27 protein-coding genes are annotated in these 25,342 nt (G+C 69.1%); 1 reads left to right on the plus strand and 26 read right to left on the minus strand.

The features are described 5' to 3' along the window. The coding region (locus tag KDM41_09840; protein MCB1183726.1) for a hypothetical protein at positions 1–262 on the minus strand (262 nt) is incomplete at its 3' end. Positions 263–468: 206 nt separating this feature from the next. Beyond that, positions 469–1,881 carry a GGDEF domain-containing protein gene (locus tag KDM41_09845; protein ID MCB1183727.1) on the minus strand — a complete coding sequence of 471 codons (1,413 nt, stop codon included), beginning with the start codon at positions 1,879–1,881 and terminating at the stop codon, positions 469–471. Positions 1,882–2,158: 277 nt separating this feature from the next. Between KDM41_09845 and KDM41_09850 the strand changes: the two genes are divergently transcribed. Beyond that, on the plus strand, positions 2,159–3,889 hold the full coding sequence (locus KDM41_09850) for a LysM peptidoglycan-binding domain-containing protein (protein MCB1183728.1): 1,731 nt from the start codon (positions 2,159–2,161) through the stop codon (positions 3,887–3,889). Between the two features lie 75 nt (positions 3,890–3,964). Here KDM41_09850 and KDM41_09855 read toward each other — a convergent pair whose 3' ends face one another. The 24 genes from KDM41_09855 to KDM41_09970 all read right to left on the minus strand — a co-directional run. Then, positions 3,965–5,062: a PorV/PorQ family protein gene (locus KDM41_09855; protein ID MCB1183729.1), complete on the minus strand. Its 1,098-nt coding sequence runs from the start codon at positions 5,060–5,062 to the stop codon at positions 3,965–3,967. A gap of 116 nt (positions 5,063–5,178) precedes the next feature. After that, positions 5,179–6,696, minus strand: a complete 1,518-nt coding sequence (locus tag KDM41_09860) for a sigma-54-dependent Fis family transcriptional regulator (protein ID MCB1183730.1) — start codon at positions 6,694–6,696, stop codon at positions 5,179–5,181. Positions 6,697–6,797: 101 nt separating this feature from the next. Next, positions 6,798–7,691 (minus strand): HDOD domain-containing protein, encoded by an 894-nt coding sequence (locus tag KDM41_09865; GenBank protein MCB1183731.1) that lies wholly within the window; start codon positions 7,689–7,691, stop codon positions 6,798–6,800. 10 nt (positions 7,692–7,701) lie between these two features. Further along, entirely contained in the window at positions 7,702–8,601 is a 900-nt protein-coding gene (locus tag KDM41_09870) for an HDOD domain-containing protein (protein MCB1183732.1), read from the minus strand. A gap of 51 nt (positions 8,602–8,652) precedes the next feature. Continuing rightward, a complete protein-coding gene (locus tag KDM41_09875) occupies positions 8,653–9,123 on the minus strand; it encodes a hypothetical protein (protein ID MCB1183733.1) in 471 nt (156 codons plus the stop codon). A gap of 16 nt (positions 9,124–9,139) precedes the next feature. After that, complete coding sequence (locus KDM41_09880) at positions 9,140–9,487, minus strand: hypothetical protein (protein MCB1183734.1); 348 nt, start codon at positions 9,485–9,487, stop codon at positions 9,140–9,142. A 17-nt stretch (positions 9,488–9,504) separates the two neighbouring features. Further along, positions 9,505–10,485, minus strand: coding sequence for a FliA/WhiG family RNA polymerase sigma factor (locus tag KDM41_09885; protein ID MCB1183735.1), 981 nt, complete (start codon positions 10,483–10,485; stop codon positions 9,505–9,507). A gap of 97 nt (positions 10,486–10,582) precedes the next feature. Then, positions 10,583–10,822 (minus strand): hypothetical protein, encoded by a 240-nt coding sequence (locus tag KDM41_09890; GenBank protein MCB1183736.1) that lies wholly within the window; start codon positions 10,820–10,822, stop codon positions 10,583–10,585. Continuing rightward, a complete protein-coding gene (locus KDM41_09895; protein MCB1183737.1) occupies positions 10,819–12,000 on the minus strand; it encodes a hypothetical protein in 1,182 nt (393 codons plus the stop codon). The genes KDM41_09890 and KDM41_09895 overlap by 4 nt, the downstream gene beginning before the upstream one ends. A 16-nt stretch (positions 12,001–12,016) precedes the next feature. Continuing rightward, positions 12,017–14,134: a flagellar biosynthesis protein FlhA gene (gene flhA / locus KDM41_09900; GenBank protein MCB1183738.1), complete on the minus strand. Its 2,118-nt coding sequence runs from the start codon at positions 14,132–14,134 to the stop codon at positions 12,017–12,019. A gap of 30 nt (positions 14,135–14,164) precedes the next feature. After that, on the minus strand, positions 14,165–15,226 hold the full coding sequence (gene flhB, locus KDM41_09905) for a flagellar biosynthesis protein FlhB (GenBank protein ID MCB1183739.1): 1,062 nt from the start codon (positions 15,224–15,226) through the stop codon (positions 14,165–14,167). Between the two features lie 86 nt (positions 15,227–15,312). Further along, positions 15,313–16,095 (minus strand): flagellar biosynthetic protein FliR, encoded by a 783-nt coding sequence (locus KDM41_09910; protein ID MCB1183740.1) that lies wholly within the window; start codon positions 16,093–16,095, stop codon positions 15,313–15,315. Between the two features lie 5 nt (positions 16,096–16,100). Next, complete coding sequence (gene fliQ, locus KDM41_09915) at positions 16,101–16,364, minus strand: flagellar biosynthesis protein FliQ (GenBank protein ID MCB1183741.1); 264 nt, start codon at positions 16,362–16,364, stop codon at positions 16,101–16,103. Between the two features lie 15 nt (positions 16,365–16,379). Beyond that, on the minus strand, positions 16,380–17,042 hold the full coding sequence (fliP, locus tag KDM41_09920; protein MCB1183742.1) for a flagellar type III secretion system pore protein FliP: 663 nt from the start codon (positions 17,040–17,042) through the stop codon (positions 16,380–16,382). 384 nt (positions 17,043–17,426) lie between these two features. Then, positions 17,427–17,846, minus strand: coding sequence for a hypothetical protein (locus KDM41_09925; GenBank protein ID MCB1183743.1), 420 nt, complete (start codon positions 17,844–17,846; stop codon positions 17,427–17,429). Continuing rightward, complete coding sequence (fliN, locus tag KDM41_09930; GenBank protein ID MCB1183744.1) at positions 17,846–18,211, minus strand: flagellar motor switch protein FliN; 366 nt, start codon at positions 18,209–18,211, stop codon at positions 17,846–17,848. Before fliN ends, KDM41_09925 begins: the two co-directional genes overlap by 1 nt. A gap of 6 nt (positions 18,212–18,217) precedes the next feature. After that, positions 18,218–19,249 carry a FliM/FliN family flagellar motor switch protein gene (locus KDM41_09935; GenBank protein MCB1183745.1) on the minus strand — a complete coding sequence of 344 codons (1,032 nt, stop codon included), beginning with the start codon at positions 19,247–19,249 and terminating at the stop codon, positions 18,218–18,220. 13 nt (positions 19,250–19,262) lie between these two features. Next, a complete protein-coding gene (locus tag KDM41_09940) occupies positions 19,263–19,790 on the minus strand; it encodes a flagellar basal body-associated FliL family protein (GenBank protein MCB1183746.1) in 528 nt (175 codons plus the stop codon). 17 nt (positions 19,791–19,807) lie between these two features. After that, positions 19,808–20,665: an OmpA family protein gene (locus tag KDM41_09945; GenBank protein MCB1183747.1), complete on the minus strand. Its 858-nt coding sequence runs from the start codon at positions 20,663–20,665 to the stop codon at positions 19,808–19,810. Positions 20,666–20,713: 48 nt separating this feature from the next. Continuing rightward, entirely contained in the window at positions 20,714–21,496 is a 783-nt protein-coding gene (locus KDM41_09950) for a motility protein A (protein MCB1183748.1), read from the minus strand. Positions 21,497–21,547: 51 nt separating this feature from the next. Further along, positions 21,548–21,772 carry a flagellar FlbD family protein gene (locus tag KDM41_09955; protein MCB1183749.1) on the minus strand — a complete coding sequence of 75 codons (225 nt, stop codon included), beginning with the start codon at positions 21,770–21,772 and terminating at the stop codon, positions 21,548–21,550. A 102-nt stretch (positions 21,773–21,874) separates the two neighbouring features. Continuing rightward, positions 21,875–23,917, minus strand: a complete 2,043-nt coding sequence (locus KDM41_09960; protein MCB1183750.1) for a flagellar hook-basal body complex protein — start codon at positions 23,915–23,917, stop codon at positions 21,875–21,877. A gap of 49 nt (positions 23,918–23,966) precedes the next feature. Beyond that, positions 23,967–24,617: a hypothetical protein gene (locus tag KDM41_09965; protein ID MCB1183751.1), complete on the minus strand. Its 651-nt coding sequence runs from the start codon at positions 24,615–24,617 to the stop codon at positions 23,967–23,969. A 3-nt stretch (positions 24,618–24,620) separates the two neighbouring features. Further along, positions 24,621–25,342: flagellar hook-length control protein FliK (locus KDM41_09970; GenBank protein ID MCB1183752.1), on the minus strand; the 722-nt coding region annotated here is incomplete at its 5' end.

Here is a 25,342-nt window from a genome sequence, read left to right on the forward strand (position 1 = left end):
CGTCCCCGACCCGTGGGCCATCCGGCGCCGGACCTTCGCCGCGCCACGCGAGCAGGCGGGCGGGGGCCTGCCAGCGATCGCCGCGGACGGGTGCCGGCCACCCCGTCACCCGCAGCACCGCCCGCCCGGTCCAGGTGCGCGTGTGGGCGGGCGACCAGCGGTCCGGAGCGACGGCGGCCGGATGCGACCGCAGGCGCGCCGCGCCGTCGGCGCTCCAGGTCGCCGTTCCCCCCAGGACGAGCAGCGCCGCCAGGACCGGCAAGGTCCGGGACCGCCAGGCCAGCAGGAGCGGGGCGGCGAGGGCGAGCGGAAGCCCCAGCGGGGTGGCCGGGACCTCCGGCCGGACCTGGGCCACCCACGCGCCGGCGGAGGTGCCCAGCAGATGGAGCCCCAGCCAGGCCGCCGCCCAGTGGCGCCGCGCGAAAGCGGTCGCGCGCGCCGACGGGCCCTGCTCCAGGTGGTTCGGGTCTAGGTGCGTTTGAGGGGCAGGATCCGACCGTGTTCGCCGCGCGCGTTCCAGATATGGCATTGGTTGCGGCCCAGGTCCTTGGAGAGGTAGAGCATGGCGTCGGCCTTCCGGTAGAGCTCGAAGGCGTCGGCGCCGGCGTCGGGAAAGGTCACCAGGCCGTAGCTGAACGTCGCGGCCAGGGTGATCGACTCGCTGCCGTGGGTGACGACTTCGCGGAACTCGGCGTCGAGCAGACGCTGCACCACGTCGCGGCCGGCCTCGGGTCCGGTCGCGGGCAGGATCAGGGCGAACTCCTCGCCTCCGATGCGGCAGATGTGGTCGATGCGCCGCAGCTCTTCCTGCAACCGGCGCGCCACCATCTGCAGGGTGCGGTCCCCCATCTGGTGGCCGAGCTCGTCGTTGACCCGCTTGAAGTGGTCGAGGTCGGCGATGATGAGGGTCAGCGGCTCCTCGGAGCGCCGCGCACGCTCGAGTTCGAGGGTGAACTGGGTGTCGAAGAAGGCCCGGTTGGCGACGCCCGTGAGGCTGTCGGTGTGAATGCGATCGTTCACCTCGCGCTGGTGGCGCCAACGCCGGGTGACGAAGCGGGACAGACGCTCGGCCAGGCGCAGCAGCGACTCACGACCCCAGTCGTCGGTGGCGACGAGGAAGAAGACGCCGGCCTCACGTCCCGCGCCGGCCCCGTCCTCGGCGCCGGGCTCCCACAGGGGCACGGCCACGCCGCAGGCCACGGGAAAAGCTTCCGGGCTCTCGTGTTCCGCGGCGTCACGCACCGCGGCCGGGAATTCGCCCGGCACCGGGATCCAGACCGACTGTCCTGCGCGGCGGTGGGCGACCCACAGCGGCTCCGGCCCGTCGCCGGGCCGGAAGACGCGGCGCGTGTCCTCGGGCAGGTTGTCGTGTTCGCCGAGCTGCACGAAGAGGCGGAACTGGGGCGTGAACTTGGCGAGCAGGCGCAGGATCCCGGCGAGGATCGTTCCCTTGTCGCCGCTCTGGGGATCGCCGATCTCGAGGTCCTGGGCATCCTCCATGGCGCCGAGCATGCCGGTGAAGTCGGCCACGTGGTCGGCGCCCACGGCGCTGCGCGGGGCCGGCCGGGTCACGAAGTCCGGCAGGGTGAAGTTGTCGCCCACGCCGCCGATCGGCGCGAGATCGACCACCCGATGGGTGCCCTTCAGCAGGCACAGCGTTCCGATGACCGGCCCCTGGCCGGCGTCCTGCTCCACGGCCACGCGCATCAGGTCGCCGCGCCGGAGCAGTTCCCCCACCACGACCCGCGCCGTGGTCTCGAGCCGGGCCTCGTCGCCGGTGCGGAGTGCCTGGCGGACGGCCTGACGCAGGCGCGGCCCCACGTTCTCGAGGGGCAGTTCTCCGGCGAGGAGGTTGCGCAGCGCGGCAATCCGATTCTGCATGTCGTCCCGAAGTTGTTGAGCATCAACAGGTGCGGCCCCTGGAGGCCCCCGCCGCGCACGGACGCTGCCGTTCGCGGGCGCAATTCGCCACCCCAATTATGACATATTGTTAGGATTTTTTCAAGACATCTGCGTGGCCGGACGGCCCCGGATTTGCTATTTTTCAGGGCCCGACCCGTCCGCTTCCGAACCCCCGACCCGGCGAGCCCGGATCGGCCTTGTCACCGCATCGCAAAGACTTGGGGCGTCGACTCCAAGTGAACAGTCAAGGATGACGATGATCTCCCAGTTTCCGCCCGTCCGGCAACGTCCGCTCCTTTTCCTGCCGCTGCTGGTCGCGCTGGCCGTGTCCGGCGGCTGCGCCGTCCTCAAGCCGGACCCGAACCCGGCGCCCGCGGCGGCCGATAGCGACCCCGAGTCCTCCGTCGGCGTCGCGATCACCGACCTCGACTCGGTGCCGGAACTGATCCTGCCCGCTGACACTACGGCCCCGCTGCTCCCGCTCGGACCCGACGGATACGCCGGACTCGCGGACCTCGAGGCCATGCTGGCCACGGCCATGGAACTCGGTGCCGAGGGCGCCTGGGACGAGGCCGAGGACCACCTCTTCGTGCTGCGCGACGAGGCCCGACGCCCTGCCCCCGCCCAGGCGGACTCCACCTGGCTCGCCCACCGCCGCAGCATCGACCGCCGGGTCGGACTGCTGCGCGCCGTGTTGGCCGAACAGGCCGCCTTCGGGGCCGATCCGGCCGACGCCGATTCCCTGCTCAGCACCGGCTACGGCGTCCTGCTCGCCGAAGGGTTCCCCGATTCGCTGGTGCCTGCTTCCGGGGCGCGCCTCAGCTCCATCACGGCCGACCTGATGAAATTCGACAACAAGGCCGTGCGCCGCTGGGAAGAGTACTTCACCGGACGCGGCCGCCGCTCGTTCCAGACCTGGCTCGACCGGAAGGCCGAGGTGGGGCCGCTGATCGAGGGGATCCTCGTCGAGGAAGGCCTGCCCCGCGAGCTCGTCTATCTCGCCATGATCGAGAGCGGCTTCAGCACCCGCGCCGTCTCGAGCGCCAGCGCCGTCGGGCCGTGGCAGTTCATGGCGCCCACCGCCCGCGACTACGGGCTGCGCGCGAGCTGGTGGGTCGATGAACGGCGCGACCTGGAGATGTCGACCCGCGCGGCGGCGCGCTACATCGGGAACCTGCACGAGCAGTTCGGCGACTGGGCCCTGGTGCTGGCCGCCTACAACACCGGCGGCGGCCGCATCGCGCGCAAGATCCGCCAGCACGGCCACGACAACTTCTGGGACCTGCGTCTGCCCGCCCAGACCACGGCCCACATTCCCAAGTTCATCGCGGCGGCCCGGCTCGGCGCCGATCCGGCGAGGTACGGTTTCACGGTGCCGGACGGCCCGGTGCTGGACTACGACACCGTGCCCGTGGACGACGCCACCGACCTGGCCCTCATCGCGCGCTGCGCCGGGGTCGGCACGGACGACGTCCTGTCCCTCAATCCGGCCCTGTTGCGCGGCGCCTCCCCGCCCGACCTGAAGGCGTACCCGGTGCGCGTGCCCAGCGGCACCGGCCCGCGCGCGCGCCGGGAACTGGCCCGGGTCCCGAGCGACAAGCGGCTCACCTGGCGCCGGCACGAGGTGCGACGCGGGGACACCCTCGGCGGCATCGCCCGCTCCTACGGCACCACCGTCGGGGACATCGCCCGACTGAACAAGCTGAAGGACGTCCACATGATCCGGCCGGGCGACCAGCTGCTGATCCCCATGCCCGCCGAGCTGGCCACCAAGGCGCAGCAGCGCGCGTCCGAGAAGGGCCACTACGTGCCGCCGTCGGGCTACGAGCGCGTCAGCTACAAGGTGCGCCCCGGCGACACCCTCGGGGGCATCGCCCGCAAGCTCGGCGTGACGCTCGCCCACCTGCGCAAGGTCAACAACATCCACCAGACGAATCTCATCCGCCCCGGACAGCGGCTCTACGCCTACCGGCCGCCGAGCGGTTGAGTCCGGCACCGTGCTCCCGAACGCAGAGAAGGTCCCCGCGAGGGGACCTTCTCTGCGCGTGGGACCGGACCGCGTCTAGAAGCGGAACGACAGGCTGATGCGGTGGGTGACCTCGTCGATGTCGAGGGAATCGCCCGCGTAGGCGTAGTCGACGGTCAGCGGGTTGATGCGGAAGCCCACGCCCGCGGTGAGGTTGCCCGCCTCGAAGCCGCTGTCGAAGCCGCCGCGCAGGAAGACGCGCCGGCTGAAGCCGAGCTCGACGCCCAGGTGGGCGTTCGCCGAGAAGCTGCCGGAGGAGAACTGGTCGGCCTCGCCGCGGTTGTCGAAGCGCGACTCGAGGGAGCCCGCCACGGTCAGGTCCATGTTCCAGTCGGACAGGGGCTGACGCCAGGCCAGGGCCGGCACGATGGCCGGCGTGATCAGCTCGTTGCGGCCGGTGCTCCAGCTCAGGTAGGTCGTGGTCACGTCCTGGAACTTGACGCCGAAGTCGAGGCGCTTCCAGATGGCCGGACGCAGCAGCGCGAGGTCGGCCCCGATGCCCTGGCTCGAGTACTTGCCCACGCTCTGGTGCACGTACTTGAGCGTCGCGCCGAGGCGCCAGTTGCCCAGGTTCTCGCCGTACGAGAACATGAGGGCGTACTCCTGGTCGGACTTGTAGATGATCTCGTCCTGGTAGTCGAGCAGCCCGATGATCTCGGTGTCGTCGACCGTGCCGTCGTTGTTCGTGTCGAGGGCGTCGGTGAGATGCTCCGTGAACGGGATGTCGTCGACGCCGAGGCGGATCAGGCTGATGCCGATGCCGCTCGACGCGCCGCCGAGGATGTTCCAGCTCACCGGCTGGGCGTAGGCCGCGAAGTCGCGGTCGATCAGGTCGCCGAAGCGCTCCGAGTGCATGAGCAGGATCTCGCGGCCGGTGAAGTCGGCGAGGCCGGCGGGATTCCAGAAGGTGGCCGAGGGATCGTCGGCCACGGCGGTGAAGGCGCCGCCCATGCCGAGGGCGCGGGCACCGGCGCCGTTCTCCATGAAGGCGCCCGCGTACTTGGTGGCGTGGGCCGGGCCGGCCGCGAGCGCGGCGCCCAGCAGCACGAAGCCCACGATCGACCGGGCGCCCCGGCGCAGGGTGATGGCCGCACGAAGCCGGCGGCCCACAGGACGAACCTGCTTGGTCTGCATGTCTGCCTCGCTAACCAGGGGTAGGTTGGGTATGAGCGATGTGCGCGACTTGATTGGCATTATACGACATCTTCCGCCGCCTGCAAAGCCCCGGCGCCCGCCCGGGCGCCCCGCCCCTACAGGTCGTAGAGCTTGATCTTCCGGTACAGGGTTCGTTCGCTGATGCCGAGCCGGTCGGCGGCCTTGCGCCGGTTCCCGCCCGCCGCCAGCAGGGCGGCCTCGATCAGGGTGCGCTCCGCCGTCTGCAGATCGCCCACCTGGGCGTCCTGCAGGGGGCCGTAGCTGTCATCGGCGCCGAAGGTCTCGACCACCGGACCGCCCGGCCGCACGGGTCCGGCCACGTTCCAGCCGCGGTCGTCCCGCACCCAAGGGGCCTCCGCCAGCAGGGCCTTGATCTCCTTGATGTCCTGCCGGAGCTCGAGCAGGGTGCCCGCCAGGACGCCGAGATCGAGGCCGCCCGCGTCGGGCCGGGGCGCCGGGACCGGCAGGAACGGCGGCCGGCCCCCGTCCCGGCCGAAGCGGAGCTCGGCGGGCAGGTCGGCCGGCTCGATCAGGCCGCGCTGCTTCATCACCACCAGGCTGCTGATCGTGTTCCGCAACTCGCGCACGTTTCCCGGCCAGTCGTGCTCCGCGAAGATCTGCTCGGCGGCCCGGGTTAGCCCCTTCACATGCAGGCCGTGGCGCGCGTTCTCCTGCCCGAGGAAGGCCTGGGTGAGCAGCGGGATGTCGTCGCGGCGGTCGCGCAGGGCCGGCGTCCGGACGACCACCACCTTCAGGCGGTAGTAGAGATCCTGCCGGAAGCGACCGCGGGCCACGTCCTCGGCCAGGTCGCGATGGGTGGCGGCCACCAGCCGGATGTCGCTCGTCTGGACCGCCCGCCCCCCCACCGGCGTGAACTCCCCCGTCTCCAGCGCCCGCAGGAAGCGGGTCTGCATGCCGAGGGGCATCTCGGCCACCTCGTCGAGGAAGAGGGTCCCGCCGTCGGCGCGCCTGAAGACGCCGTCGTGGTCGGCCACCGCCCCGGTGAACGCGCCCTTGGCGTGGCCGAAGAGCTCGCTCTCGAGCACCCCCTCGCTCATGGCCCCGCAGTTGAGGCTGATGAACGGCCCGTCGGCCCGCGCGCTGTTGTCGTGGATCGCCCGCGCCACGAGTTCCTTGCCCGTGCCGCTTTCGCCCAGGATGAGCACGTTCACGTCGAGGGGCGCCGCATGGGCGACGAGGGCGAGCATCTCGACCACCGCCCGGCTGCGACCGACGATGCCGCTGCGCTCCCGCACCTGCCGCAGGCGCAGGGCGCGGCCCACCACCTGGCGGATCTCCTCGGTGTCGGTCTCGGCGGGGAGCACGGTCGGCGAGAAATCCGGCTCGATGGCCGCGAGTTCGGCCGCGCATTCGTCCGGACCGACCACCACCAGGTCGGCGTCGGCGTTCATGGACAGGAACTTGCGGACCACGTGCTTGAAGCGCGGGTAGTCGCGGGTGTCGAAGAGGAAGACCGCCGTCTGGCCGAGACTGATGCGGGCCAGGGCCTCGGACGGGGAGTCGAAGAGGTAGAGCTCGACGTCGGGAAGATCCCAGTCCGCGGCGGCGGCGTACAGGCGGTGGCGACGGCTCAGCAGGACGACGGATTTCACGGGCGGTTTCCTCCGGGGCGGGCGGCGGTCTGACAATATGTCAGGATACACCCGGATCGCACCGTGGCAAGGAGGAATCGGCCGAAAGCCGTACGGCGACGTCAGATGAGGTTGAAGAACGGGGCGGCGCGGCGGATCTCCTCCTGCAGCTCCGGCAGGGAGTTCTCGACCGTGGCCATGTCGACGCCGGCCTCGCGGTGCAGGCGCGCCGGATGGGCGTGCTGCGGATCGAAGCCGAGATCCGAGCGGGGCGGCTCCATGGTGTTGGCCAAGTAGTCGGCCAGGCGGACCAGCGCCACGGCTCTGGCCTCGTCCCCGTCGTCATCGGCCGGTTCGTGGTGGCGACCCGCCGCCGCGACCAGCACGGCGGGAAAACGCCAGGAGCCGGCGAAGGCCTCGCCCAGGCGGGCGTGGTCGCAGCCGAAGGCCTCCAGTTCGGCCTCGACCAGGCTGCGCTGGCCGCGGGCGGCGATCACGCCGGCGTAGCGGTCCGGCGCGTGCAGTTCGAGCACGAACTTGCCGATGTCGTGGAGCAGGCCCGCGGTGAAGACCTCCTCCGGATCGGGATACCCCGTGCCCCGCGCGAGGTGCTTGGCGATCGACGCGGTGACGACCGCGTGGCGCCACAGCTCGCGGTAGTCCAGATGGCCGCCGGCGTCGGCGGCCGCCTTGACCATGACCGCCGCCACCTGCACGCAGATGGCCACCTGGCGCACCGTGCGGTAGCCGAGCACGGCCACGCAGCGGTCGATGTCGCCGATGTCGCCCCGCGGCGAGTAGTAGGGCGAGTTCGCCAGCTTGAGGATCTTGGCCATCAGCGGCGCGTCGCGGCGCACGGCCCGCGCCAGGTCGGCGGCGCCGCTGTCCGGGTCGTCGATGACGTTGAGGATCTCGATGAGCGTCTCGGGAATGGTCGGCAGATCGGTGACGGAGGCGAGCATCGCGTCGACGGCGGCGACGTCGATCAGGGCCCGGTCGGCGACGGCGGGGCTCATGGGATGCTCCTCATACGAAGATCTCCATCTCGCTTTCGAGGGTCTCCTGGAGCACCTCGGCCACGTGTTCGAAGGTCTCGGGCCCGAAGCCCAGGATCTGGTTGGCCGGGCAGTTCATCAGGTCGAGATCCGGATCGTCGATGAAGCCGATGCCCATCTTCTTGCACAGGCGGTTGGCCAGGTCCAGGTAGCAGAGGATCGGGTTCTCCGGCGAGAGCGCCTCGGCGTTGTGGTGATTCAGGATCACGTCCTCGAGCACCGGCGACAGCTTCCACTTGTTCACCAGCAGGGCCCCCACGTGGGTGTGGTCGAAGCCGAGCATCTCGTGCTCGGTCACGTGGAACGGCCGGTTCTCGTTGTAGACGATCTGCACGACCTCGTCGAACTGCTCGGGCACGCGCAGGTTCAGGACCAGCTTGCCGATGTCGTGCATCAGGCCCGCGAGGAAGGCTTCCTCGGCCAGGCTGGGCGCGCGCTCCGCGGCCAGCAGGCGCGCGGCGAAGGCCGACCCGATGGAGTGCTCCCACAGGAGGCGTTCCTTCAGGCCGGTGCGCGACTTGCGCGTGTTGTACAGGTTGCGGGCGGCGCTGGTCACGACCAGGCTGCGGATGGAATTGAAGCCCAGCATCACGATCGCCTCGGTCAGGGTCTTGACCTTGCGGCTGCAGCTGTACATGGCGCTGTTGGCGATCTTGAGGATGCGGCCGGTCATGGCCTGGTCGTCGCTGATGACCTGCTGCAACTGCTTCGCCGACGTGTTGGGGTCGGACGACAGCTCCAGGACCTTGCTCGCGACCTGCGGCATGGCCGGCAGGTCGCGGGTGGTCATGATGATGCTGTGCAGCTTCTCGGCGGTCCTCGGGTCCGCGGTGGCGGTGGCCTCGAGGGTCGCGTCCAGGGTGGTCGTCATGCCGTCTCCAGGTCCAGGGGGGTCCGGGGGGAACCCCGAACGGGCGGTCGGCTAGGCCTGACCGGTTTTGTAGACATAATCGACGCCGCCGGGACCCGCCTTTAGCGGCGAATCGGCCGCGCGGGCCGTGGCAGCCCGCCGGGGACGCAGGGACGAGTGGATCGCATCGAGCCGATCGGCGGCCGCACGCAGGCGGTCGCGCATCTCGCGCAGGTCGGGGCCGGCGGGGAGCGGCCCGTCCGGAGCCTCGGCGGGGGCTGTCGCGGGCTCGGGCCGGGACGCGACCGGGGCCGGCGCGGCGGCGTAGCCGGTCTCGGTCAGGGTGATGCCGCTGGCGCGGGCCCGGGCGCCGCGGCGCAGGCCCGGCAGGCGCAGACCGGGAAGGCGGTCGCCGACCATCCGCCTGACCTGGAAGACGATGGACACCGAGAGCAGGGTCAGGCCCAGGGCCACGGCGGTGATGGCGCCCCAGAAGACGAGGCCCTGTCCGGCGAAAAGTTGCTGAATGAGATTCCAGTCCACGTCGTGCTCCCGTCCTCTAGACCCGCATGTCGATCAGGCGGCCCAGGATCTCCTCCTCGGCCTCGTCGCCCTCGGCCGCCGCCTCGTCGCCGGCGCCGTCCTCGTCGCTGCCCAACAGCCTGCGGTTCCGGCGCAGCCGCCGCCGCTTGCGCTTGTCGGGATCCTTCCGGTCGGGGTCGACCCTGTCCTGCGTCGCCCCCTCGGCCTCCTTGACCCGGTTGACCCGGATGTCGTCGTCCTGCTGCAGGCGTTCGGGGATCGGCGCACCCTGCTGGGCGGCCTGCTGCCCCTTGGCCTGGGTCTTGGCCACGCTCCCCATCTGGGACAGGGTCGTGGGCAGGGAAACTCCGTCACCGGCGGCCATGGCGCCCTCCCGCGGCCCTAGCCGCCCAGGCCCGGCCAGCCGCCGTGGGTCAACCACGCGATCAGCGAGCCGATGTGGCACAGGGTCAGGCAGGCCATGACGTTCACGGGCTCGGTCGATCCGGGCGTGCCGCCGCCGACGGGCCCCCGCTCCTTCTCCGACTCGGCCTCCTGCCGCTGCCGGATCTGGCGCGTGATCTGGCCGATCGAGCTCTTGCCCTCGTGGCGGTCGATCTTGCCCTTCAGCCGCAGGATCGCCTTGGTGTGGATCTGGCAGACCCGACTCTCGGTGACGGCCAGGATCTCCCCGATCTCCTTGAGGGTGAGTTCCTCGTAGTAGTAGAGCACCAGCACCAGCTGCTCCTTCTCGGGCAGTTCGGACATGCGGGTGCCGATGAGGTTCTTCATCTCCTGGCGGGCCAGGACCTGCTCCACGTCCTCGGTGCGCGGGTCGGCGAGGTAGTCGCCGAGGGTGGTGCTGTTCTCGCTCTCGTCACCGCTGGTGTCGGCGTCGAGGCTCATGATGGTGGCGATGGAGACCTCGCCCACCATGCCGTCCAGTTCGCTCAGGTCGATCTCCAGGTGGCGGGCGACCTCGGCGTCGGTGGCCGGGCGGCCCAGCTGCACCTCGAGGCTGCTGTAGGCCTCCTCGAGCTGCTTCGCCTTGCGGCGCAGGGAACGCGGGAACCAGTCCTGGCTGCGCAGTTCGTCGAGGATCGAGCCGCGGATGCGCGGGATCGCGTACGTCTCGAACTTGATGCCCCGCTCGCAGTCGAAGTTGTCGATGGCCTGGATGAGGCCGAGCAGGCCGGCGCTGATCAGATCATTGAACTCCACGTAGTGCGGCAGACCGATGGCCATCCGACCGGCCACGTACTTGACGATCCGGGCATAGATATTGACCAGGTCGCGGCGCGCCTCCTCGCGCGCGGCGGGGTTCTGCTTCTGGCGGCAGCGGTCCCAGACGTCCTGGTGCGGGATCTGCATCGTATCGGTCATCGGTGAGCCTTTCTGGTCTGAAGTGCTGTCCGGGGAAAGCAGGTTCCGTGCCATGCCTCCGGGACCGCCTGATCCTCAGTCAATCCTTTGTGCCGTATCATTTTGCAGCCTTCTCGCCCGCGGCCGGCGGCGTCTCGTCGCCGGCAGATCCGGGCTTCTCCATGGCGCCGACGAGCCGCACGACCAGGGCCATGCCCGCGCCGAGGAAGTAGAAGGCGAGGTAGCTGATGAACATGCGCTTGAGCGTGGTGAAGGTCCCCCAGTCCTGCCAGAGGCCGGCCACCAGCGCGATCAGGGCGGCCCCGAGGGCCAGGGTGTGGATGACGATCTGCATCACCAGGCGACTTCCAGGGCGGCGCCGACGGCCGGCACGCCCGCTTCGAAGGTGTCGCTGCCGTCGGCGACGGGGCCGGCGGTGACGGAGGCCGCGAGCATGGCGTCCAGCAGGGTCTCGCTCTGGGCGATCTCGAGCCCGTCCCCGCCGCTGCGCGGGCGCGCGCCGACGAGGCTCACGGGCACCGGCACGCTGGCCAGCACGTCGAGCATCTTGGCCGGGCGCGTCGTCATGTCGGTGCGGCTGAGCACGATCCAGTCGCAGTTCCAGGTGCGGGCCGCGGCGCGCAGACCGGCCATGTCGCGGGGATCGCGGTCCAGCGGCACCAGCAGGTGCCGGTGGAAGGTGGCGTTGCGCGCGAGCCAGGCATGCACCGGGCCGGACTCGTCCATCTCGGCGCTGCCGAGGGCGGGCATGTCGACCAGCACCACGTCGTAGCCGGCCAGGTGGTCCTCCAGCTCGGCCAGCTGCCCGGCCTTGCGGATCACGGCGGCGTCGAAGCCGCCGGTGGCGGCCTCGCCCTGCAGCCGGCGCACGTCGCCCCCGTGGGGCGGCATCAGGCTCAGCACGAGGGTGCGGCGGCCGCGCTGCTGCAGCAGTCCCGCCGCGGTCAGCACCAGATCGGTACGTCCGCTCCCGGCGTCGCCCAGGAAGGCATGGCAGCCGTAGAAGTCGTCCCAGGTGCAGTTGCTGGCCTGGACGCTGTCCGCCAGCCAGGTCACCGCGGCGGGACGATCGTGGGGGTCGAGCCCGGTCTCGGAGACGAAGCGGGTCAGCAGGGTCTCCACGGCCTCGGGGCTGGCGCCGTTCTCCATCAGGGTCTCGGCGACCCGGTTGTCGCAGTGGGGCCGGACATGGCGCGTCAGGCGCGCGTGGTCCGCGGCGATGGCCGCCACGAGCTCCTCGATCCGCGCCACCTCGGCCAGGATCTCCCCCGACGCGTCCGGACGGGCGGTCGCACCCCGGGCCGCGAGGCTGCGGGTCGCGCGCGGGCGCGCCGCGGCCGGGGCCGGATTCGTCGTCTCGTCGCCGGGCAGCTGGACCGTGACCTCGATGCGCCGCTCATGGCCGAGCCCGAGTTCCTGGCGCTGGTTCACCGTGCGGGTGCCGAGGATGACGGCGTCTTCGCCGTAGTCCTGGCGCACGATGCGGTACGCGTCCTTGAGGGTCGCCGCGGTCACGACGACCGGGGCTCCGTCAGGCCTGGGCCTGCTGGTGCTGCGGGCTGGCATGGGTCACCACCGTTCCGGCCGAATGGATCTGCACCGAGCTCGCGACCTCGGAGTAGCCCATGACGGCCAAGTTGGGATAGGTCGGCTCGACGAGCCGCTTGACGAACAGGCGAATCGGGGTCGGCACCAGGAGGACCGGCGGCGGACCGCTGGAATAGGCGGCGCGCAGCACGTTCTCGAGGCTGCCGAGGAAGTTGCGGGTGAACATGGGCTCGAGCACGACGCCGCCCGCCGACTCGGAATCGCGGGCCGCCTGCATCAGCACGCCCTCGACCTCCGGATGCAGGGAGACCACGTGCATGCGGCCGTCGGCCTCGGTGTAGAGCGCCGTGATCGAGCGGCAGAGGGCCTCGCGCACCTTGCCCAGCAGGGAGTCCGTGCCCAGACCGGTGCCGGCGAAATTGGCGAGGGTCTCGAGAATCGTCGTGATGTCCCGCACCGGCACGCGCTCGTGCAGCATGGCCCGCAGCACGTTGTGCAGGGTGTTGACCGGCACCTTGTCCGGGATGAGGTCCTCGATCAGGCTCGGTGCGAACTCGCGCACCGACTCGCACATGTCCTTGACGTCCTGCCGGCTGAGCAGCTCGTCGGCGTGGCCGCGGATCAGTTCGCTCAGGTGGGTGGCGAGCACGGCGGCCGGCTCGACGACCGTGTAGCCCTCCATCTCGGCGCCGGTCTTGGCGTCCTTCTCGATCCAGACCGCCGGCAGGTTGAAGGCGGGCTCGGTGGTGGCCTCGCCCTTGAGCGGGCCGGCGTCCGGACGCGTGCTCATGGCCAGCAGCAGCCCCGGCCTGAGGGCCGCCTGGGCGATGCGCACGCCCTTCAGCTTGATGACGTACTCATGGGCGCCGAGCTGCAGGTTGTCGCGCACGCGGATCGGGTGGATGAAGATCCCCAGCTCCGACCCCACCTGCCGCCGGATGTTGCCCACGCGGTGCAGCAGGTCGCCGCCGCGGGACTCGTCGACCAGGGGGATCAGGCCGTAGCCGATCTCCAGCTCGAGCTTGTCCAGCACGAAGAGTTCCTCGCCGCGGATGCCCTCGGGCTCCTCGTCCGCCTGGACCTCGGCCGCGGCGACGGCGTCGGCCTGGGCGGCCTCGGCGTCGTCGTACGCCGCCACGCGGCGCCCCATGACGAAAGCCGCCACGGCGGTGGCCACGGCGAAGAAGAAGAACGGCCCCGTGGGCAGGCCGGGGATCAGGGCCAGGGCCACCATCGCGCCCGACGCGAGATAGAGCGCCTTCTGCTGGCGGAAGATCTGCAGGGTCAGGGTCTCGCCCAGGTTCAGCGAACCGGACGACCGCGTGACCACGAGGCCGGCGCTGGTCGAGACGAGCAGGGCCGGGATCTGGCTGACGAGGCCGTCGCCCACGGTCAGGATGGTGAAGCGCCCGAGGGCCTCGCCCGCGGGCATCTTCATCTGGAGCATGCCGATGATGAAGCCGGCGGCGATGTTCACCACCGTGATGATGATGCCGGCGATGGCGTCGCCCTTGACGAACTTGCTGGCACCGTCCATGGCGCCGAAGAACTCGGCCTCGCGGGCGATCTCCTCGCGCCGCTGGCGGGCCATCTTCTCGGTGATCATGCCGGCGTTCAGGTCGGCGTCGATGGCCATCTGCTTGCCGGGCATGGCGTCGAGGGTGAAGCGGGCCGCGACCTCGGCGATGCGGCCGGAACCCTTGGTGATCACCATGAAGTTGATCACGACCAGGATGATGAAGACGATGACCCCGATGACGTAGTTGCCGCCGACGACGAAGTCGCCGAAGCTCTGGATCACCTGGCCGGCGTCGCCCCGGCTGAGGATCAGGCGCGTCGAGGCCACGTTCAGGGAGAGGCGCATCAGGGTCAGGATCAGCAGCAGCGACGGGAAGGCATTGAACTGCAGGGGCTCCTTCAGGTAGAGCGAGACCAGCAGCACCGTGACCGAGAAGGCGATGCTGAAGGTCAGCATCATGTCGAGCATGACCGGCGGCACCGGCACGACCATCAGGCCGAGGATGACCAGCACCGCGGCGGCGCTCAGCACGTTGCTGTTGCTGAGGATCAGATCCCGGTTGATGACCTTTTCGTCTGCCAACTCGCTGCTCCTGCTTCCGGTCGGATGCTATCAGGCCCGCTTCAGGCGGTAGACGTAGGCGAGCACCTCGGCGACGGCCTGGAAGAGGCTCTCGGGGATCATGCGCCCCACCTCGACCTGGCGGTACAGCCCGCGCGCCAGCGGTTTGTTCTCGATCACCGGCACGCGGTGCTTGCGCGCGATCTTCTTGATGACCTGGGCCAGGTTGTCCTGCCCCTTGGCCACCACCAGCGGGGCCGCGCTGCCCGGCTCGTACCGGATCGCCACCGCGTAGTGGGTCGGGTTCGTGATGACCACGTCGGCGCGCGGCACGTCGGCCAGCATGCGCTTGCGCGCCATCTCGAACTGCAGGCCCCGGATCCTCGCCTTGATCTGGGGATCGCCCTCGAAGTCCTTGTTCTCCTGCTTGACCTCGTACTTGGTCATCTTGATGCTCTCCTCGTACCGGTGCTTCTGGAAGAACCAGTCGGCGATGGCGATCAGGGCCATCAGGAAGAGCAGCTTGGCCATGAGCTTGACGAAGGTCAGCTTGGCGGTCGCCACGACCGCAGGCAGGCTCAGCAAGGGCAGGGCCACCAGGTCGGAAAAGGCGTTTTTGACCGTCACGTAGGCCAGGAGGCCGATGACGGTGATCTTGGCCAGGTTCTTGACGAGTTCGAAGAAGGCCGTCACCTGGACGAATTTCTTCAACCCCGGCAAGGGGTTGAGCTTCTCGGGCCGGAACTGCATGGCCGCCGGCGTGAAGCGGAAGCCGAACTGGATCACGTTGCCGCCGAAGGCCGCCACCAGGGCACCGCCCAGCAGCGGTCCCATGGCCAGGACCAGCACCTCGACGTTGCCGCGCAGCAGCTCGCGCACGCCGAACTGGTTCTCCGGGGCCAGGATGTGGGCCTGCCCGAGCAGGTAGCCCGTGTTGCGCCCGAGGACACGCACGAAATGACCGCCGCTGGCGACCAGCAGGGTCATGCCGACCAGGAGCAGGATGGCCGAACTGACCTCCTGGCTCTTGGGAACCGATCCCTTCTCCCGCGCCCGGTCCCGTTGCCTGCCGGAGCCTTTTTCTGTCTTCTCGCCGCCCTCGCCGTCCGCCATCGCTCACCTCCTCCGGGTCGTGGCCCCGTGGGCCCGCGTGCAGGGCGCCTGGTCCCGCCCGCCGGCGGGGCGCCCGGTGCGCCGCCTCAGCTGAGGGCGAGCAGCACCCGGTCGAGCTGGTCGCCCAGCCCCGCGATCAGGCCGATCGCGACCGTCTTGAAGAACACCAGGGACAGCCCGAAGGTCATCAGGCCGACCGCGATCTTGATGGGGAAGCCCACCACCAGCACGTTCAGCTGCGGGACGGTCTTGACGATGACGCCCATGGACGCCGAGACCAGCAGCAGCACCACGATCACCGGGGCGGCGATGCGCACGCCGGTGGTGAAGATCGAGCCGTACTCCTGCAGCAGGTACCAGGCGCCCGCCGCCCCGTCGACCGGGGCGAACGGCGGCACCGCCACGCAGCTCTGGTACATGGCCGCCAGCAGCACGTGGTGGGCGCCGGTGGCGAAGAAGATCATCACCGTCAGGATGTAGTAGAGCTGGCTGATGACCGAGACCTGCGCGCCGGTGGCCGGGTCGAAGGCGTTCACGATGGAGAACCCGATCTGCATGCCCGCCACCTCGCCGGCGAAGCGCACCGCGGTGAAGACCAGGTTGATGGTCAGGCCGAGCATGGCGCCGACGACCAGCGAGCGGGCCGCCTCCACCACGAGCAGCTGCCAGCGCAGGTCGACGATGCCCGCCGGCACGGCCGCGCGCACGGCGGGCGCCAGCGCGCCGGCGAAGCAGAACGCCAGGGCGAAGCGCCACAGGGGCGGCACCGAACGGATCTCCAGCAGGGGCAGCGTGGCCGCGAGCACGGCGAAGCGCACGAAGAGCGCCGCCGTGACGGCCATGAGGGTGATGTCGAGTTCGAACTGCACGGCGCCTACATGTTCGCGATGCGCGCGAACATGGCCTCGGTGAAGGAGGTCAGCTGGGAGATGGCCCAGGGCAGGCTCAGGATGAGCACCACGAAGACGGTCAGGATCTTCGGCACGAAGGTCATCGTCATCTCGTTGATCTGGGTCGCGGCCTGGAACACCGAGATGGCCAGGCCGACGAGCATGCCGGCGATGAGCATGGGCCCGGCGACGAAGATCACCGTGCGCATGGCGTATTGGCCGATTTCGATGACGGTTTCAGCGGTCATGGGGGTCCTTTCCCGCTACTGGAACGCCTGCACGAGGCTCTTGACGACGAGGAACCAGCCGTCGACGAGCACGAAGAGCAGGATCTTGAAGGGCAGACTGATCAGCACGGGCGGCAGCATCATCATGCCCATGGACATGAGCACCGACGCGACGACCATGTCGATGATGAGGAACGGGATGAAGAGGATGAAGCCCATCTGGAAGGCCGTCTTCAGCTCGCTCAGCACGAAGCTCGGCACCACGACGAGCATGGGCAGGTCGACCGGGTCCTCGGGGGCCACGGTCTCGGTCAGGTCGAGGAACAGGGCCACGTCCTTCTCGCGCACCTGGCCGAGCATGAACTCCTTCAGGGGGGCCTGCACGCGGGTGAAGGCCTCCCCCTGGCTGATCTCCTCGGCCAGGAAGGGCTGCAGGGCGTTCGTGTTCATCTCGCTCAGCACGGGCGACATGACGACGACGGTCAGGAAGAGCGCCAGCCCGATGATGATCTGGTTGTTGGGCGCCTGGTTGGCGCCGATGGCCTGGCGCAGGAAGCCGAGCACGATGACGATGCGGGTGAAACTGGTCAGCAGGACCAGGAACGCCGGCGCCAGGGAGAGCACCGTCATCAGCAGCAGGATCTTCAGGGCCGAGTCCATGGTCTTCGGACCGCCGGCCCCCTCGAGGGTGAGCGTCATGGCCGGCGACGGCGCCGGGGTCGTGTCGATGGGCCGGATGGCGCCGCCGGACACGCCGGTCGGCGGGGGCGCGGCGGCGTCCTGGGCGGCGGCGCCGGCCGACAGACCGGACAGCAGCACCGTGGCCACCAGGAAGGCGAGCAGGACGCGGGAGCGGATGCGGGTGGTGCGGGTCAAGGTCAGCTCCGGGGCCGGGGTGAACCACACCGGTGCCGGGCACCGGTTTCTCGGCGTGGAGTCGCAATGGCCGTGCCCGTCCGGCGCTCGCCGCAACGGCCTCCAGGACCTACTTAAGATGTTGTACGGGAATCATTTGAGTTGCGGCGCCGGCAATCCGGAGAGGCGGCGGGACCGGCGGGACGGCTCGCTCCCGCCGTCCCGTGCTCAGAAACTGGTCAGATCGGAGGGCGCGCCGGACCGGCGCGGCAGCGTCCAGCCGCCGGGCAGAAATCGTTGCCAGGAGGGCGTTTCGGACACGTGCGGGTCCCCGCTGCGGGACGCCTCCCACGCCGCGAAGCTGTCGTCCTTGAGGCGCACCATCGCGTTCTCGTGCCGGTAGATGTAGTGCACCTCGTCGCCGAGGCGGAGCACCTGGATCTCGCGCTTCGGCCCGAGGGGCCAGACGGTCAGCATCTGGGCCTCGGCGGCGCCGTGGCGGCGGTTCAGTCGGCCCAGCAGCTTCAGCACCACGACGAGCAGGCCGAAGACGGCGAGCAGGCCGCCGAGGGTCTGCCACCAGGAGATGCCCCCGCCCTGGAAGGTGGTGCCGGCGTCGACCGCGGCCAGGTGGAACACGGCCGGCATCACAACACCCGCTTGAGGCGTTCGACACGGTTCAGGAGCTTGGTGATCCGCACGGCGAAGTGGTCGTCGACCACCACCACCTCGCCCGTGGCCAGCAGCGCACCGTTGACGAGGATGTCCACCGGTTCGCTCGTCTGGCGGCCGAGCTCGACGACCGAGCCCGTCGAGAGGTTCAGCACGTCCCGGAACTTGAGCTGCGCACGGCCGAGTTCGACCGAGATCTTCAGGTTCACGTCGAGCAGCATGTCCAGGTTCTCGGCCTGGGGCACGTCGGCCCCGAGATCCTCCAGGAGCGAGCTGGACTCGGCATCGGCGACGGCGGTGCCGCCGTCCTCGCCCGTCGGGTTGAAGTCGTCGTGGGACATGGAAGCCTACTCCTTGTTCAGCTGCTGGATCAGTTTCACCGCGCGGTGCTGCCCGACGCGTCCGGCGTCGCCCAGCCACGCCTCCTGGCCCTCGATGTGCACCTTCAGCGGCGCGTCCACGACCTGCGGCAGGTGGATCAGGTCCCCCACCGCCAGGCTGAGGACATCCTCGAGGGTCGCGGAGATTTCTCCAAGATTGACAACGAGTTCGCTTCCCGTGGTGCGCACCATATCGAGGATCTTGCGACGGTCTTCGCGCAGTTCGCTCGGCGTCCGCAGTTCGATGGCGTCCTGGGGATCGAACACGTCCCGCACCGGCCCGAAGGCCGGCAGGGGGATGGCGATCTCGACCGGTCCCTCGACCGTGTCGAGCTTCACCTGGAACTTCATGATGATGAGCGATTCGCCCTCGGCGATGCCGCTCAGGTAGTTCGGGTTGTTCTCGAGCCCGACGAAGCCCGGGTCGAGCCGGACGAGCTTCATGGCGCTCTTGCGCAGGATCTCGAGGAAGCGTTCGACGAGACCGGCGTTGATGCCGCGTTCGATCTCCGTGAACTCCCGCACCGTGTCCTCGGACACCGGCGCGCCGCCCATGAGCTTCTTCATGAAGACGAAGCACAGGCCGAGGTCGATGTGCAGCAGGGAGTACCCCTTCAGGGGCGCCAGGGTGACCATCGAGGCGCAGGTGGGGTTCGGCAGCTCCTCCAGGTACTCGCCGAAGGTGCACTGCTGCAGGCCCTTGTAGTCGATGCTGGCGGTCATGCGCAGCAGGCTCGTGAAGTCGATGCCCCCGGTCTTGGCGAAGTTCTCGGCCATGGACTGCAGGTTCTGCTCGAAGGTGCGCGAGATGTTGTGGGGCCGGTTGAAATCGTAGGTGCGCGGCCCGTCGACGGCGAGGTCGGCGTCCGACTGGGCGTTCAGCACCTCGTCGAGGTCCATGCCGGTGCCGTCCACGGCACCGACGAGGTCCTCGGCCGCCCCGATGGCGGCGTCGAGATCCAGGTCGTCGTATTCGTTGTCCAGGTCTTCGGGTGCCACGGCGCGCCTCTTCCTACTGGACGACCAGGTCGGAGAAGTAGATGTTCATGAGGGTGCCCTCGGGCATCTTCTCGCTGATGCGGCGGAAGATCTCGTCGCGCAGCCCCTTCTTGCCCTCCGGGTGGCTGAGCTCCTCGGCCGTCTTGTTCGAGAGGGCCATGATCACGATGTCGCGCAGCTGGGGCAGGCGCGTGGCCACGATGTCGGCCGTGAGCTGGTCCTTGACCTCGAGGTTGACGTTGATGCGCAGGTAGCGGGGCCGCTTGCTCTCGCCGGCCAGGGTGACGATGATCTCCTCCAGGCCCACCAGCACGCCCAGATCGGACACCTCGAGGGCCTTCGACTCCTCGGCCGCCGGCTGGGTCGCCGCGGCGTCGGCCGCCTGGACGCCCAGCTTGGGCAGGATCAGGAACTGGGTCAGCCCGATGGCCACCAGGGCCTGGACGATCACGATGACGCCCAGCAGGATGGCCTTGTTCTCGAAAATGGCGAGCTTGGACTTGCCGCCCGCTTCCACCACTTCGTCGTCTTTGTCGGCCATGGTCGGCTCCTTGGGCTTTACTTGCTGACCGGCAGCGTTCCCAGCCGCCCGGTCACCGGGTTGATAATTGGCCGCACCGGCGGCTTTTCGTCCGTTTCGTGCCGTTCGGTCTCCTCGAGTCGCTCGAGCCTGACCGGCGACTCGCTGAACGGCAGTTCCCGTTCCTCGAGCAGGTCTCCCTGGTTCAGATGCAGGAAGATCTCCACCCGGCGGTTCTTTTCGCGTCCCTCGGCCGTGGCGTTGTCGGCGATGGGGTGGAATTCCCCGTAGCCGGTCGCCGCGATGCGCTCGGGCGGCATGCCGATGCTTTGAAAGTATCGTGCCACGGTGACGGCGCGGGCCGCCGAAAGCTCCCAGTTCGAGGGGAAGCGCGGCGAGTTGATGGGCACGTCGTCGGTGTGGCCGTCGATCTCGACCTTGTAGGGGAACTTGGTGAAGAAGCGCGCCATCTCCTCGAGCACGCCCTTGGGTTCCTCGGCCAGGTCGGCGGTGCCCGATGCGAAGAGGAACGGCGCCTCGAGCCGGAAGAGCACCCCCTGCTCCTTCACCTCGACGGCGATCTGCTCGTCCAGGTTCGCCTCGAGGATGAACTTCTCGACGTTGCGGACCTCGTACAGGACGTCCGCCTCCTCGTCGCTGGGGTCGTGGTTGGGAATCAGCGGGTCGTTGAACTGGATGACCGACTCGGGGGTGGCCAGGACGCCGAAGGCCTCCTTGAGGGAGTTGGCGGCCTGCTCGAACTTGGTCTCCTGCATGGACGAGAAGGAGACGATGAGCACGAAGAACGTCAGCAGGAGGCTCATCATGTCCCCGTAGGTCATGACCCAGTCGTCGAGCCCCTGCTTGATGATGATGTTCTTCTTCTTCTTCGCCACGGCGGGCCTCCCGGTACCGACCGGATCGGTCGCTCACGCGGGGACCGATCAGGCCGCCTTTTCCTTCTTGGCGTCGACCTTGTCGCGCATGGCGGGCGACAGGAAGGACTTCAGCTTCTCCTCGACGATCCGCGGGCTGTCCCCGCTCTGGATCGCCATGATGCCGTCGATGATCATCCCCTTGATCATCATCTCCTCCTTCGAGCGGGTCTCGAGCTTCCCCGAGAGCGGCAGGAAGAAGGCGTTGGCGAGCACGGCGCCGTAGAACGTCGTGATCAGGGCGGTGGCCATGCCGGCGCCGATCTGGGTCGGGTCCTCCAGGGAGGAGAGCATGTTCACCAGGCCGATCAGGGTCCCGATCATGCCGAAGGCCGGGGCGAAGGTGCCGCCGGCCGAGAGCACCTTGGCGCCCTCGCTGTGCCGGGCCTCGATCTGTTCCACGTCCGTCTCGAGGATCTTCTCCAGGAGCTGGGGATCGGTGCCGTCCACGGCCAGGCGCAGGCCCTTGCGCAGGAAGGCGTCCGTCTCGTTCTCCGAGTCCTCCTCCAGGGCCAGCATGCCCTCCCGCCGGGCGCGTTCGGCGTAGCGCACCATCTTGCCGATGACCTCGTCCGGGTCGTCCAGCTTGAAGAGGAAGGTCTTCTTGAAGACGCCCACGAGGCCCAGGATGCGCGGCAGCGGGAAGTTGATCAGGAGCGCGCCGATGGTGCCGCCGACGACGACCGCCACCGAGGGCATGTCGATGAAACCGCTCAGACTGCCGCCCAGCAGGATCGACCAGACGATCAGGCCGAAGGCGACGGCAATCCCAACTACGGTTGCGATATCCACTTGCGAGCTCCCTGGTTCCTTGCGGTCGTCCCTTGCGCGGGACGGGGCTTCCTACCCCTCGAAGACCGAGCCGGTCCCTCCGGTCGGGATCGGGTAGATGCGCGCCTTGGCGCGGTACCCGACGGCCATCCTGATCACCTCGTCGAGATCCTCGAGCACCATGATCTTGCGCCCGGTCGTCAGGCTGATCAGGGTGTCGGGGGTGGACTCGATGAACTCGATCAGATCGGCGTTCACCACCAGCTCCCTGCCATTTAGTTTCGTGACTTTAATCATGAACTTTAGCTCCCAGACGAGGATTCTCCGGGTGCGGGCGGCCGGCGACCGGTCATGCCGCCGGGCCCGCCCACGGATCTAACCCCCCTGTCGGGCCGCCACCTAGCGGACCAGGTTGACCAGTTCCTGCATGACCTGGTCGGCGGTCGTCACCACCCGGCTGTTCGCCTGGAAGGCGCGCTGGGCCACGACGAGGTTGGTGAATTCCTTAGCCAGGTCGACGTTGCTCGTCTCCAGGGCCCCGGGCACCAGCGAGACGCCGTTCCCCTCGCCGGCGAACATCTCGATGGCCTGGCCCGAGTTGCCGCTGCGACGGTAGGTGTTGTTGGCGTCGCGGGTCAGGCCGTCGGCGTTGCTGAAGGTGGCCAGGCCGATGCGGGCGATGGCCTGGGCCGTGTCGTTGCTGAAGATGCCGGTGATGGTGCCGGTCTGGTCGATGTTGAAGTCGACCAGGGTGCCGGTGCCGTAGCCGTCGGCGATCGACTGCAGGTTGCCCGTGCCCTCGAACTGGGTCAGGCCGGTCAGCGCGCCGATCTCACCGTAGTCGACCATCAGCTCGACGTTGGCCGCGCCCTCGGTCCCGGCCGCCTGCGGCTCGAAGACCAGCGTGCTGCTGCCGTCGTCGAAGGTGAAGCTGTTGATGGAGCCGGTGTCGCTGAAGCGGGCCCGGCCGCTGCCGCCGTTGATGATCGTCTCGCCGCCCTCCATCTCCGCGTTCCAGATCCACTCGTTCTCGCCGGGCACCTTCTCGAAGGAGAACGAGATGGTGTGCTCGCCGCCGAGGCTGTCGTAGACGGTCGTCGCCATGGAGAAGGTCTTCTGGTCGCTCGCCTGCTGGGTCTGGGCGAAGTTGAAGGCGTTCTCGAGGGTGCTGTTGATCGTCGACTCCTGGCTGATCGAGATGTCGCTGATGGCCGTGGTCGTGCCGACCTCGCCCTGCACCACGATCTGGCCCTGGTCGTTCACGATGACGGGGTTCGAGTTGATGTTCAGGCTGTTCTGCAGGGTCTGGGCCAGGTCGCCCAGGGTCGTCGTCGCGTCGATGTTCAGGTCGACCGGATCGACCTGGTTGCCGCCCACCGAGCCCCCGATGGCCAGGATCGGCGAATCGGCCGGATCGAGATCGAGGCTGTTTCCGTCCTGGTCGAACATGGCCGTCAGCAGGTCGTTCTCGTCGGCGTAGGCCCGCAGCTCGGACGACGCCTCGGTGGCGCCGTCGGCGATCACCGAGTTGAAGGAGAAGTTGGTGTTGAACTGGGTGCGGCCCACCACCGTGAGGCTGAAGCCCTCGATGTCGACGCCCGAGGCGTTGGTGGCGTTCACGGCGCCGGTGGCGCCGTCGATGGCCAGGGTGATGTTGGCGGCGGTGTTGTTCAGGGAGGCCTGTACGGCGTCCACCATCTCCTGGTAGGTCATGCCGTCGGTGATCGTCACCGAGACCGCCCCGATGTCCGCGCCGCCCATGCGGCCGTTGATGCGGATCACGTCGCCGGCGCTCAGGCCCAGGCTGCCGTTGCTCTCGCCGCTCATCTCGGTCAGCACGTCGGCGCCGGCGGCGGCGACCAGGAACGACGGGCTCTCCATGATCGTGCCCTTGGCGTCGCTGGCGCTGTCGAGGTTGCCCATCAGGGAGACCGTGGTCGAGGGCGAGGCCGGCACCACGAGGCCCGGATCGATGAAGATGTCGGTCATGGGCCCCGAACCGATGTTGCCCATGGTGTCGGCCATGACGCCCTGCACGCGCAGACCCGTCGACGGGTTCACGAGCACGTTCTCGCTGTCGAGGCCGAAGATGCCGGCGCGGGTGTAGACCCGGCTGGCACCGTCGCTCAGCACGAAGAAGCCGGGGCCCTGGATGGCCAGGTCGGTCTTCTTGCCGGTGGTCTGGAAGTTCCCCTGGGCGAAGTTCGTGTCGATGCTCGCCACGGTGGTGCCGAGGCCGATCTGCTGGGGGTTGGTCCCGCCCAGGCCGCCGGCCACGGGGCGACTCGCCGACTTGATGGTCTGGGTCAGCATCTCGTTGAAGGTCACGCGACCCGACTTGAATCCCGTCGTGTTGCTGTTGGCAATGTTGTTGCCGATCACGTCGAGGTTCGTCAGGTTGGCACCCAGACCGGAAACGCCGGAGTACAGGGACTTGAACATGGGGGTCCTCCTGTTAAAGGGCCGTCGGCCACGCGGGCCGGCGGGTTCGTCAGCTCACCTTGTAGATTTCCGAGACGTAGTACTCCAGGCCGCCGACCATGACGACGGCCTGGTTCGATTCGTAGCGCAGCCCGTCGACCGGGCCGGTCATCAGGGTCGCGAAGTCCAGGGCCACGCCCGCGCTGTTCTCCACCTCGACGCGCAGGGTGTAGTCGCCGTCCTCGGCGACGGTGTCGTCGTCCAGCTTGCCGTTCCAGGTCACGTCGTTCAGGCCGCCCGACAGGCTCTTCTGGTAGGTCGCCACGACCTTGCCGCTGCCGTCGAGGACCTCGATCGTCGCGGTGGCCGGGCCCTCGACGGCGATCATGTTCTCGCTGGCGACACCGTCCGTGAGGTCGAGCTTGTTGCCTTCGACGGTCACGTTCTTGCCGACGAGGCCGAGCATGGTCGTGTTGTTGATGGCCTGGCCCACCAGGAGGTTCTCCTCCAGGTTGGCGTTGGTCTGCTCCATCTCCTCGAGCATCGTGAACTGCGTGATCTGCGTGGTGAACTGCTGGTTGTCCATGGGGCTGAGCGGATCCTGGTTCTGGATCTGCGCCACCAGCAGCTGCATGAAGTCCACCTTCGAGACCTCGGAGTAGTCGCGCGCGGCGGCGCCGACGACCGGACCGGTGGTGGTGGTCACTCCCGCGATGGGCATGTTCTATCCCTCCTCGCCGGCGGGGCCGGCCAGTTCCCAGTTCATGACGCTCTCCCAGTTCTCGCGCATGCGGCGCTCGTGTCCCGAGCGCTCCTGCCGCTCGTGGTGGCCGTCCCGCTCGCCATCCTTCTGGCCCTGGTCGCGCCGGCCGTCGGACCGGTCGTCCTGACGCTGCTCCTGGCGGGCGTCCTGGCGCGTGTCGGTGCTCTCGCGGCCCTCGACGCGGACATCCACGTGGCTGAAGCGGGCCGAGCGTTCGACGATGCGGTCGGTGAGATCGCGCGTGTTCTCGCGCAGGGCCGCTTCGGCCTCGGTGCTGCTGGCCACGATGGTCACGGCGAGCCTGTCGTCGCGGGCGTCGAAGGTCAGTTCGACCCGGCCCAGATGACCCGGATCCAGCTTGAGCACGACCTTCTCGCCACCGGTGAGATCCTCCAGGCGGGTCGCCGTGAAGCGGGCGACCTGGTGACGGATGTCGGCGGCGCGGTCGGTCCCGGGCGCGGTGAAGCGGGCGCCTTCGGGACGGGCCGTGAGGGTGCGGGCCGAGCGGTCGGCGGCGGTGTCGGTGGTCGGGTCCGGCGCGCCGTCGCCGGCGGCCTCGCCATCGCCGGCCCCGGCGGGGTCGACGGTGTTCTGCCCGGATGCGGCATCCGTCGACGCGGCAGGCGCGGCGGCGGCGGGGTCGTCGCCCGACGGCGCGACGGCCGGCTGGTCGGTCGGTGCGG

It is taken from the genome of bacterium (assembly GCA_020440705.1).
GTDB lineage: Bacteria > Krumholzibacteriota > Krumholzibacteriia > LZORAL124-64-63 > LZORAL124-64-63 > JAGRNP01.